The following is an 11,054-nucleotide window of genomic DNA, read 5'->3' as shown; positions in this document are numbered from 1 at the left end:
CTTTTGCATAAAAATACCCTAGTCATTTGAGGCTAGGGTGCAAGGAAGAAGCCACCCTTTCCGGTCTCACAGGACTGAATTAAAAGGTTATTATTATGAAGCAATCTGCTTAGATTGTTTTATTTGTTTCGTTTCTGGTAGTAGTAGATTTAATAGTACACCCACAATTGCTGCTAGTGCCATTCCTTCTACTTGGAACGATTCTCCTACGTGGAGTACCGCTCCACCAATACCGATTACTAGTATTACTGATGCAATCATTAAGTTTCGTTTGTCACTTAGGTCTGTTTTATCATCTACCATCATGCGTAATCCGCTTGATGCAATTACACCGAATAGTAAGATTGATACACCACCCATAACTGGTGTTGGGATCGAATGAATCAGTGCAGAAATCTTACCGATAAATCCGAACATGATTGCAAACACTGCTGAGCCGATGAATAAGTATACACTGTATGCTCTCGTAATTGCTAACACACCGATGTTTTCACCATACGTTGTATTCGGTGGTCCACCTATTAGTGATGCAATCAATGTTGCTATTCCATCACCGAAGATTGAGCGATGTAAACCTGGTTTTTCAATTAAATCTCTTTTAATAACATTTCCTAGTACAATTTGATGTCCGATATGTTCTGAAATTGTTACTAATGCTACTGGTACCATCAAGAGTACAATCTTCCACGAAAACTCCGGAGTATATGTTACAAATGGTACTGTGAAATCTGGTACAACAAACCATTTTGCCTCAGCTACCGGCTTTAAGTTTACTAGCCCTTGGAAGTAAGCAAAGATATATCCGCCGATAATGCCCAGTAACACTGGTATGATACTGAAAAACCCTCTTCCGAATATAGAGCAGATAATTGTAATTGCTAATGTTACTAATGCTACTGAAAAGTGTGTAAAGCTATATTTGCCATCCGCACCGTTCATCGCCATGTTAACTGCTGTATGTGCTAAAGCTAGACCGATTACCATTACGACTGGACCAACTACGATTGGCGGAAGTAATTTCATAATCCACTCTGATCCTGACTTCTTAATTCCGAGTGAGATTAAGATGTACACAAGTCCTGCAAACAAACCACCAAGCATTGCTGCTCCAGGTCCACCTGCTGTTTTCGCTGTTATAATCGGTGCGATAAAGGCGAATGATGATCCTAGATAGGCAGGTACTTGACCTTTCGTTATAAGAAGAAACGCTAGCGTTCCTAATCCACTTGATATTAATGCTACTGACGGATTCAATCCTGTTAAAAACGGAACAAGCACTGTTGATCCAAACATCGCGAACAAATGTTGTATACTTAAAAATAACCATTTTCCCGGTTTCGGTACTTCATTAACGTCTAACACTGGCTTTTGTTCCATTGTTACATCCTCCTTCAGTTTAAATCTTTGCAATAAAAAAACTCTTTGTGCCTGTGCACAAAGAGTCCTACACTTTCGTATGCCAAATTTGACATATGAAAGCCAAGACCCTTTGGCAGCCTCACAGGACTACATTTAAAAGGGCTTTACTTATCGTATATGCTTACTCGATCTTGTTGATCTGTCTCTTGCAAATCAACTTCGATACGCTCTTCACTTGATGTTGGAATGTTCTTTCCTACATAATCAGCGCGAATTGGTAGTTCACGATGACCTCTATCAACAAGAACCGCCAGTTGGATTTGTGATGGTCTACCTAAATCCATAAGAGCATCCATTGCTGCTCGAACTGTTCTTCCTGTATATAATACATCATCCACAAGGATAACTTTTTTCTTCGTAATATCTACAGGGATATCAGAACCTTTTACAAGTGGTTCTTCATTTTTCGATTGTAGTGTTAGATCATCACGATATAACGTAATATCTAGCTCTCCAACTTCCATTTCTTTTCCTTCAATTTGACCAATTCGTTCTGCCAAACGTTGTGCAATAAAAATTCCACGAGTTTTAATTCCGACAAGAACACAATTATCGACACCTTTATTTCGTTCCACGATTTCATGACTAATTCGTGTTAAAGCGCGGCGAATCATTTGGTCATCTAAAACGACAGCTTTCTCTTGCATGCTCTACACCTCCAAGCTTTTTTCTTGCGTGAGAGTAATGGTATAAAAAAAGTCCTCTCAGCGTGTGCGAGAGGACTTTTGAAAAAAGGGTACAGCATACCCTATATATTTCAAACCGTTACCTTCTCAACCTCACGGGGCTGTGTTAAAGGATCATTATTTAACTGTTGTCAGTATCTCAGTTTTCTTATGATTTGTCAATACTATTTCCGTAAAATATTTAATGCGTCTTCAAACACTTCTGGAATCGGTGCCTCAAACTGAATATATTCACCAGTACGAGGATGGTCAAACCCTAAAATACCTGCGTGAAGTGCTTGTCCATTCATGTCTAATGTTTTCTTCGGACCATACTTCGGATCTCCTGCAAGTGGATAGCCAATATATTTCATATGAACACGAATTTGGTGCGTACGTCCCGTTTCTAAGCGACATTCTACAAGTGTAAAATCTTTAAAGCGTTCTAACACCTGGAAGTGTGTAACAGCATTCTTACCATTTTCATCAACTGTCATGCTTTGACGTTCTTTCTTATCGCGACCAATTGGCGCATCGATCGTTCCTTTATCATGCGGAATCACACCGTGTACAATCGCTTTGTAACGTCTTGTTACTGTTTTTGCTACAAGTTGATTTACAAGTGACTCATGCGCCACATCATTTTTAGCAACCATTAATAGTCCAGATGTATCTTTATCAATACGATGCACAATACCAGGACGCATTACACCGTTAATACCTGACAGGTCTGTACAATGGTGCATAAGTCCGTTTACAAGCGTACCGCTTGTATGCCCTGGAGCTGGATGTACAACCATACCACGTGGCTTATTTACAACGAGTACATCTGCATCTTCATAATAAATTTCTAAGCCCATATCTTCTGCTTGGATATCTAACTCTTCTGGATCAGGAATCGTTACTGTAATTTCATCGTTTTCTTTAACTTTATAATTCACTTTTACCGATTTTCCATTAACTGTAACGACATCATCTTTAATCCATTGTTGTACTTGTGAACGTGACCATTCACTGTTTATTTCTGCAACGAATTTATCAATTCGCTCACTTTTTTGTTCTTCTGCAACTGTTACTTGTACTACTTCACTCATTCAATTACTCCTTCGTTTTCTTGCCTTCTAATAATGTTTGAATAATAATTAATACAACACCAATACATAATGCTGAATCAGCTATATTGAATACTGGATAGTTGTACGAGAAAATATACACGTGAATGAAATCCACTACTTCTTGTCTAAATACACGATCAATGAAATTACCAATTGCTCCGCCTAATATTAGACCTAATGAAATCCCTAGAAGTTTGTCTGTTTTCGCATATTTTTGCATATAAATTACGATAAATACTACAAAAACGACTGTAATAATGTAGAAAAACCACATTTTATTTTCTAAAATCCCCCAGGCAGCTCCTCTATTTCGATGTGATGTTATGTATAATACATTATCGATAATCGGAATGCTCGTACCCAATTCCATGTTCTTTACAATTAGCCATTTCGATATTTGATCGATGGCAATGACAAATAACGCTATTACATAATATATCATTTTCATTTCCCCCACAAAGACAGTGTACCTCAAAATTTTAGCATAGCTGCAACCTTTTCACAATGAACCTTTATAGAAGAATAAAATAAATTAAAAAAAGGTAATATAATATCGTTGTGCGCATTCATACATTTACTTTTTCATAGAAAAATTCATGAATGGTACGGGCAGTCGGCATCGTCTTCATTTGTTTTACCGAAATGGCTCTCCCCGTTTCTTCACAAATACCATACATATCTATTTCCATTTTAAATAATGCACGTTCTACATCTTTTAAGTCCTCTTTTATATCATGTAATAGGAGTTTTTTCTTTATCTCTTCCTTAATTTCATATCCAAGCTCTTCGCTAAACTCTGTATCATATTTGTGCATGACCTCTTTAGCTAGCCTCTCTTGTAACTCTTTTCGCATCAATTGCAATTCTTCTTTGATTTCCATATACATTTCATTCACGTGTACATTCCTCCCAGCTGCAATGTACGATTAGTGTGTCCGAAATTTCTATGCTTACCTCACACACATTTTTCCTTCATAGGAAAGAGAGTGAAAGTTATTTTAATATATCATCAACAAAAAAACTGACTGTACTTACGCACAGTCAGTTTTTTTATTATTTTACATAGTTTTCTTTAACAACTGTTGCACAACGCTCACATAACGTATCATGTTCAGCGTCTTTACCAATTGTTTCTGAAACTACCCAACAACGTTCACATGTTTCACCAGTTGCTTGAGCAACAACAACCGCTGTATGCTCATACTTCGGCGCATCTGCTGGCGCTTCTTCCATCATACCACCAAGTTTATACTCAGAAACGATGAATAATTGCTTTAAGTCTTCGCTAATAGACTCTAACATAGTTTTCATTTCTACAGTCGGATATAGCGTAATACTTGCATTTAATGACTTACCGATTACTTTCTCATTACGAGCTACTTCTAACGCTTTTAATACGTCATCACGCAGCGTCATAAATGCATCCCATTTTGTTTTTAATGCTTCCGCACCATCTAATTGTACAGCTTCTGGCATATTAGTTAATTGTACACTTTCTTCTGTTACACCCGGAATGTATGGCCATACTTCATCAGCTGTATGCGGTAAGATTGGTGTTACAAGTTTCGTCAATGCAACAAGAACATCATATAATACAGTTTGAATTGCACGACGATCTTCATGGTTTGCACCTTCAATGTATAAAATGTCTTTTGCAAAGTCTAAGTAGAATGAACTTAAATCAATTGTACAGAAGTTATGAATTGCATGATACACAGCAGCGAAGTCGTATGTTTCATATGCTTCTTTTACTTTTGTAATTAAGTCATTTAATTTCACTAACATGTAACGATCTACTTCACGAAGTTCAGCTACAGCTACTGTATTTTCACTTGGCTTAAAGTCATCTAAGTTTCCTAATAAGAAACGGAATGTGTTACGGATTTTACGATACACTTCTGCTACTTGTTTTAAAATATCATCTGAAATACGTACATCAGATTGATAGTCAACAGAAGATACCCATAAGCGTAAAATATCTCCACCTAATTGATCCATAATTTTCTTCGGTACGACGATGTTTCCAATCGACTTACTCATTTTACGACCTTCACCATCTAATACGAAACCATGGCTTAGTACGCCTTTATATGGAGCTTTACCTGTTACAGCAACTGCTGTTGATAATGAAGAGTTAAACCAACCACGATACTGGTCAGATCCTTCTAAATATAAATCAGCTGGACGTTGTAAGTCTTCGCGCTCTTCTAATACTGCTTGGTGAGAAGAACCTGAATCGAACCATACATCCATGATGTCTGTTTCTTTACGGAATTCACCATTTGGGCTACCTGTATGTGTAAATCCTTCTGGTAATAGATCTTTCGCTTCACGCTCAAACCATACGTTAGAACCGTGCTCACGGAATAAATCTGCTACATGGTTAATTGTTTCATCTGTAATAATTGGATCACCATTCTCTGCATAGAATACAGGGATTGGCACACCCCATGCACGCTGACGAGAAATACACCAGTCACCACGGTCACGAACCATATTATGAAGACGAGTTTCTCCCCATGCTGGTACCCATTTTGTTTCCGCAACAGCTTCTAATAATTCTTTACGGAACGCTTCAATAGATGCAAACCACTGTGCTGTCGCACGGAAAATAATTGGTTTTTTCGTTCTCCAATCATGTGGGTATGAATGCGTAATGAATGTTAGCTTCAGTAACGCGCCTACTTCTTCTAATTTTTCTGTAATTGGCTTGTTAGCTTTATCATAGAATAAGCCTTCAAATCCAGGTGCTTCATTTGTTAATACACCTTTATCATCAACTGGGCAAAGTACTTCTAATCCATACTTTTTACCAACAACGAAGTCATCTTCCCCGTGTCCTGGTGCTGTATGAACACAACCTGTACCTGCATCTGTTGTTACGTGATCTCCTAGCATAACTAATGAATCACGATCGTAGAATGGATGTTTTGCAACTGTATACTCAAGTTCGCTACCTTTTACCGTTTTCACAACTTCAGCATTTTCCCACTCTAACGTTTTTGCAACTGTCTCAAATAGTTCAGAAGCAATAATATATTTTTCAGCATTTACTTTTACAATAGCGTATTCAAGTTCTGGGTGAACAGAAATACCTAAGTTTGCAGGTAACGTCCAAGGTGTTGTTGTCCAGATAATGAATTTCTCATCACCTTCTAATACGTTCTTTCCGTCTTTTACAGGGAATGCTACGTAAATAGATGCTGATTTTTTATCTTGGTATTCAATTTCAGCTTCTGCTAAAGCTGATTCACTCGTTGGAGACCAGTAAACTGGTTTCTGCCCTTTATAGATATAACCTTTTTTCGCCATATCACCGAACACTTTAATTTGTTGCGCTTCATAAGCCGGCTCTAAAGTAATATATGGGTTATCCCAATCTGCACGTACACCTAAACGCTTAAATTGTTCACGTTGACGTTCTACTTGTTCATATGCATACTCTGCACATAACTTACGGAACTCAGCAACTGTCATTTCTTTACGCTTTACACCTTTATTTGTTAAAGCTTGCTCAATTGGTAAACCGTGTGTATCCCAACCCGGTACATATGGTGCGCAGTAACCAGTCATTGATTTATAACGAACAATAAAGTCTTTTAACACTTTATTTAATGCATGTCCCATATGAATGTCACCATTCGCATATGGAGGTCCATCATGCAGTACAAATAAAGGACGACCTTTCGTATGTTCTTGTACCTTTTCATAAATATTCATTTCAGCCCACTGTTCTTGCATTGCAGGCTCACGTTTTGGTAAATTCCCACGCATTGGGAACTCTGTTTTTGGCATTAGTAATGTATTTTTGTACTCCATGCTCAATTCCTCCTTACATGTATAAAAGAAACACTTAAAAAACGGAATAAAAAAGAGACCTTCTCATCCCAAAAAGGGACGAGAAAGTCTCCCGCGGTACCACCCTAGTAGATCCTATACGTATGTATACAATCCTCTTTATATTCTTAACGCGAATATACGCCTACGCTTACTCTATTTGTTCAGCGCGGAACTCCAGGGTGATATTCCCATTATCTCCTTATCCTGAGCTTACACCATCCTCAGTTCGCTATATAAGGTATGAAAAAGGTACTTATCCCTATCTTCGTTTTTCTTAATAAATATGTTGTTTAAAATTATATGTAATAATGAGAAAAACGTCAAGCTTACACTGTTTCTTCTTTTTTCAACAGTTCATCTACTTCGTCTTCTAACTCAATTAGTTTATCCCAATCATCGTTGTTTAACATTTCAAGCTGTGTTTCTAATAACATACGGAAACGAGTGCGGAATACTTTCGCTTGTTTCTTTAGCTCTTCAATATCAAAGGCAACTTTTCTTGATTTTACTAACGCTTCGTTAATAATACGGTCTGCATTCTTTTCAGCTTCACGTACGATTAATTTTGCTTCTTTTTGCGCATTACGTTTTACTTCTTCCGCTGCTTCTTGTGCAACGATGATAGATTTGTTTAACGTATCTTCAATATTAGAGAAATGATCTAACTTCCCTTCTAATTGCGCAACTTTTTCTTCTAGAGCTTTTTTCTCACGAATGACTAATTCATAATCTTTGATAATTTGATCAAGAAACTCATTTACTTGATCTTCATCATAGCCACGGAATCCGCGACCAAATTCTTTGTTATGAATATCTAATGGTGTTAACGGCACAACGCCACCTCCAAGTAGTTATCTAAATTTCCTATTTCAATTATATCTTTTCTTCGACAAAATAGGAGGATTTCCTTCTAAAAAACCAATCATTTTAGTATACCATACAAAATTCTCCATTTGTCGCGCTTTGTTCTACCTTCTACAGAAAACAATTTACTTCGTCCATATCCTCTCACTGAAAAAACATCTCCTGGATAACATTCATAAGAAGTTTGCTCCACTGTTTTCCAATTAACTTTTACTAAACCATTTTTTATGAAAGGTTGTACTTTTTGTCTGGATATATGTAACATTTCAGCTAACATAACATCTAAACGAAGTGAAGAAACCGTTCCAGATTTCTCTCCCCACGTTTCTTGCATCTGTAGAATTTTTTCTCCTTGCACTGGTGATAAGGAGACTTTCACTTTCCCTATAGATTGTAAGTTCATCTCAATATAAGATACAACTTCTTTCGCGACTACAATTTGGGCACGATCTTCTTGAAGCAAAATATCACCACATTTTTCTCTCGTTAGACCAAGAGACATAAATGTACCTAATATTTGCCTATGTTCTAGCGTATAAAACTTGGAAGGATAGTCAATTTCCAATACTTCTACTTGAAATTCCTCTTCATTCACTACTAGATAGTCCGGATAAATGAGTGCTCTCTTACGCTCTGCATGAGGCGTTGCACCATCAAACTGTACAGCAACATCCCCTTGTCCTATTACCATAGTGACAATTTGTTGTTGTCTTGGATCAAGGAAGTCTGTTAACTTCACTTGATGGTACTCCGCTGCTCGCTTCCACTCTAACACCTTATCCACAAAGACCTCTTCATCGGGTCTGAAATGTTCATAGATGCTCATGTATTTAACCTCTTACTATAAGAAATAGTTGAATATACTTATTAAACCATTCGTAGCAAGCTTTAACGTGAAAATCGCAACGAGTGGAGAGATATCAATCATACCAAGCGGCGGAATAAATCTGCGAAATGGTTCTAAATACGGTTCACAAATACGCGCAAGAATTTCTCCAAAAGTTGATTCCTTTGCACCAGGGAACCATGATAGAAGAATGTAAATAATAAGTGCCCACGAGTAGATCTCGATAGCAGTAATTAAAACGTTTAAAACTGTTACCATGGCGTATTACCACCTCTTTATATTTGTGTCTTCTTCTTCACCGAATAACTCTGAAATTGCACCAACAATATCTACATTTTCAGGGGTACACATAAATGTTTTCGGTCCTATTTTTTGAATGTCCCCGCCTATAGCGTATACAGTACCACTTAAAAAGTCAACGATACGTACAGCTTGATCAGTAGACATTCGTTGTAAATTAATCACAACAGCTCGTCTACCTTTTAAATGGTCCGAAATCCCTTGTGCTTCCGAATATGTGCGTGGTTCTAATAAAACAACTTTTGAAGATTGCTTTGCCGTTTCAATGCTCACAACATTTTGTTTCGGTTGCGCTTTTGGAAACGCAACATCTTGTTGTTCTGGCGGATCTTGCTGCTTCTTCATGTCTGTTTGCTCCTTTTCATAACTATATTGAGCTGCTTCTTTTTCTTCCGGTGTATCAAAAAAGAAGTATTTTACTTTTGACCAACTCATAATAAGATTCTCCTTCCTTTTACGCTTTTCCTACTAAAATCGTCCCCAAACGAATATATGTAGCACCTTCTTCAATTGCAATCGTGTAATCATTAGACATTCCCATTGATAATTCTTTACATGGCGCATGTAATAATTCTAGCTCCTGCACCTCTGTTTGTAGCATACACAACTCCTTAAAACAGCGTCTGATTTCTTCCTCTTCTTCTGTAAACGGAGCCATTGTCATTAGTCCCACCACTTCAATCTTATCCAATTCTTGCAAACTTTGAATAAAAGAAACGGTTTCTTCTATTGCCAATCCTTGCTTTGATTCTTCAGATGATGTTTTCACTTGAATAAAACATTTCACTTTCTTATCAGCACGTTTTTGAATTTCTTTTGCAAGTGAAAGACGATCTAACGAATGTAAATAATCAATTTCATTAATGATTTCTTTTACTTTTCTCGTTTGTAATGATCCAATAAAATGCCAATTCACTTTTGAACCGAAATGTTCGTACTTCTGTAAGAAACTTTCATTTCTATTTTCACCTAAATCGATAATTCCAGCTTCAATTACTTCGTTTGTTTTTTCAATTCCTACCGTTTTTGTAACCGCAACGAGTTTAATATCTTGCAACGAACGTCCCGCTCGTACGCAAGATTGTTTAATTGCTTCATTTACAGTTGTTAAATTTTTTTGTACTGTCACTTGCTTTCTTCCTCCTTAAAACCTATGAAACTCAACATTCTTCCTGTCTTACCTTGATCACGACGATGAGAGAAAAATAGTTGTTCTTCACAGCTTGTACAAAGAGATGACATTACAATATTCTCTTCTTTTATGCCTGATTGTACACATAATATACGATTAATTTCTTTTAAATTAATTGCGTACTGCCCATCAGAAATTTTTTTATAAGGGACAGAGCCGTTTACTACTTGCTCTGCTGCTGTTAACACTCGATCATCAACAACGTAACAACAAGATCCAATTGCTGGTCCAATTGCAACATGAATTTCATCACTTGAAATCCCTTCTGCATTCCATTTTTGAATCATTTCCTTTGCAATCTCTTTTACAGTCCCTTTCCATCCAGCATGCGCAAGTCCTATCATACCATGTGATGGTGCATAAAAATAGAGTGGAACACAATCCGCGTAACATGATGTTAGAAGAACATCATTATTAGTCGTATAAATGCCATCTGTTTTTGAAATGCCGTCTTCATATGAATAGACGCCACTTCCTTTTTCCTGTTGTCCTACTTTTTCAACATGATGATCATGAACTTGTTCAGAGCAAATCCAGTTTTCTAATGGTTTTTGTAACTTATTTGCTAAAATGCGTCTGTTTTCATGAACGTTCTCCACGATATCATTCACATGTAATCCTAAATTCATCGCATGAAAGGAGCCCGTACTTACCCCACCATCTTTTGTCGTAAATCCAGCAGTAATGTTTCCAAGTTCTTTCCACGCTTGTAAATACAGTATACCGTCCACATATTTAAATGGTTGTCTCATAAAGTGACTCCTTTTAATTAAAATAACATAAAAAAGCATGGTACTTCCTGTCTATTTTAC

The 11,054-nt window shown here is 37.1% G+C and carries 12 protein-coding genes and 1 other annotated feature; all 12 genes read right to left on the bottom strand.

All coding sequences use genetic code 11. From position 1 onward, the window contains the following. Positions 1-93 precede the first annotated feature (93 nt). The 12 genes from uraA to pgeF all read right to left on the bottom strand — a co-directional run bounded on the left by uraA (position 94) and on the right by pgeF (position 10,994). Positions 94-1,377, bottom strand: a complete 1,284-nt coding sequence (gene uraA / locus DT250_RS12345; protein WP_000435919.1) for a uracil permease — start codon at positions 1,375-1,377, stop codon at positions 94-96. Positions 1,378-1,523: 146 nt separating this feature from the next. Continuing rightward, positions 1,524-2,066 carry a bifunctional pyrimidine operon transcriptional regulator/uracil phosphoribosyltransferase gene (pyrR, locus tag DT250_RS12340; RefSeq protein WP_001156490.1) on the bottom strand — a complete coding sequence of 181 codons (543 nt, stop codon included), beginning with the start codon at positions 2,064-2,066 and terminating at the stop codon, positions 1,524-1,526. Between the two features lie 203 nt (positions 2,067-2,269). Then, complete coding sequence (locus DT250_RS12335) at positions 2,270-3,178, bottom strand: RluA family pseudouridine synthase (protein WP_000005846.1); 909 nt, start codon at positions 3,176-3,178, stop codon at positions 2,270-2,272. 4 nt (positions 3,179-3,182) lie between these two features. Then, positions 3,183-3,641, bottom strand: coding sequence for a lipoprotein signal peptidase LspA (lspA, locus tag DT250_RS12330; RefSeq protein WP_000642186.1), 459 nt, complete (start codon positions 3,639-3,641; stop codon positions 3,183-3,185). A gap of 124 nt (positions 3,642-3,765) precedes the next feature. Beyond that, a complete protein-coding gene (locus DT250_RS12325) occupies positions 3,766-4,095 on the bottom strand; it encodes a TraR/DksA C4-type zinc finger protein (protein WP_001004658.1) in 330 nt (109 codons plus the stop codon). Positions 4,096-4,252: 157 nt separating this feature from the next. Beyond that, positions 4,253-7,018 (bottom strand): isoleucine--tRNA ligase, encoded by a 2,766-nt coding sequence (ileS2, locus tag DT250_RS12320; protein WP_149213087.1) that lies wholly within the window; start codon positions 7,016-7,018, stop codon positions 4,253-4,255. A gap of 71 nt (positions 7,019-7,089) precedes the next feature. Next, positions 7,090-7,314, bottom strand: a binding site (T-box leader). Between the two features lie 51 nt (positions 7,315-7,365). Then, positions 7,366-7,872, bottom strand: a complete 507-nt coding sequence (gene divIVA / locus DT250_RS12315) for a septum site-determining protein DivIVA (protein ID WP_001131609.1) — start codon at positions 7,870-7,872, stop codon at positions 7,366-7,368. An 89-nt stretch (positions 7,873-7,961) separates the two neighbouring features. Next, positions 7,962-8,729, bottom strand: a complete 768-nt coding sequence (locus DT250_RS12310; protein WP_000029706.1) for a YlmH family RNA-binding protein — start codon at positions 8,727-8,729, stop codon at positions 7,962-7,964. A 15-nt stretch (positions 8,730-8,744) separates the two neighbouring features. Then, positions 8,745-9,008: a YggT family protein gene (locus DT250_RS12305; RefSeq protein ID WP_000259082.1), complete on the bottom strand. Its 264-nt coding sequence runs from the start codon at positions 9,006-9,008 to the stop codon at positions 8,745-8,747. 6 nt (positions 9,009-9,014) lie between these two features. Then, positions 9,015-9,485, bottom strand: coding sequence for a cell division protein SepF (locus DT250_RS12300; RefSeq protein WP_000119131.1), 471 nt, complete (start codon positions 9,483-9,485; stop codon positions 9,015-9,017). Positions 9,486-9,504: 19 nt separating this feature from the next. Next, positions 9,505-10,179: a YggS family pyridoxal phosphate-dependent enzyme gene (locus DT250_RS12295; protein ID WP_000218035.1), complete on the bottom strand. Its 675-nt coding sequence runs from the start codon at positions 10,177-10,179 to the stop codon at positions 9,505-9,507. After that, entirely contained in the window at positions 10,176-10,994 is an 819-nt protein-coding gene (gene pgeF, locus DT250_RS12290) for a peptidoglycan editing factor PgeF (RefSeq protein ID WP_046956465.1), read from the bottom strand. Before pgeF ends, DT250_RS12295 begins: the two co-directional genes overlap by 4 nt. Between the last annotated feature and the right edge of the window lie 60 nt (positions 10,995-11,054).

Origin of the sequence: Bacillus sp. AR2-1, assembly GCF_008368755.1 — a bacterium.
Taxonomy (GTDB): Bacteria; Bacillota; Bacilli; order Bacillales; family Bacillaceae_G; genus Bacillus_A; species Bacillus_A wiedmannii.
This window is presented reverse-complemented; position numbering and strand designations above follow the sequence as displayed.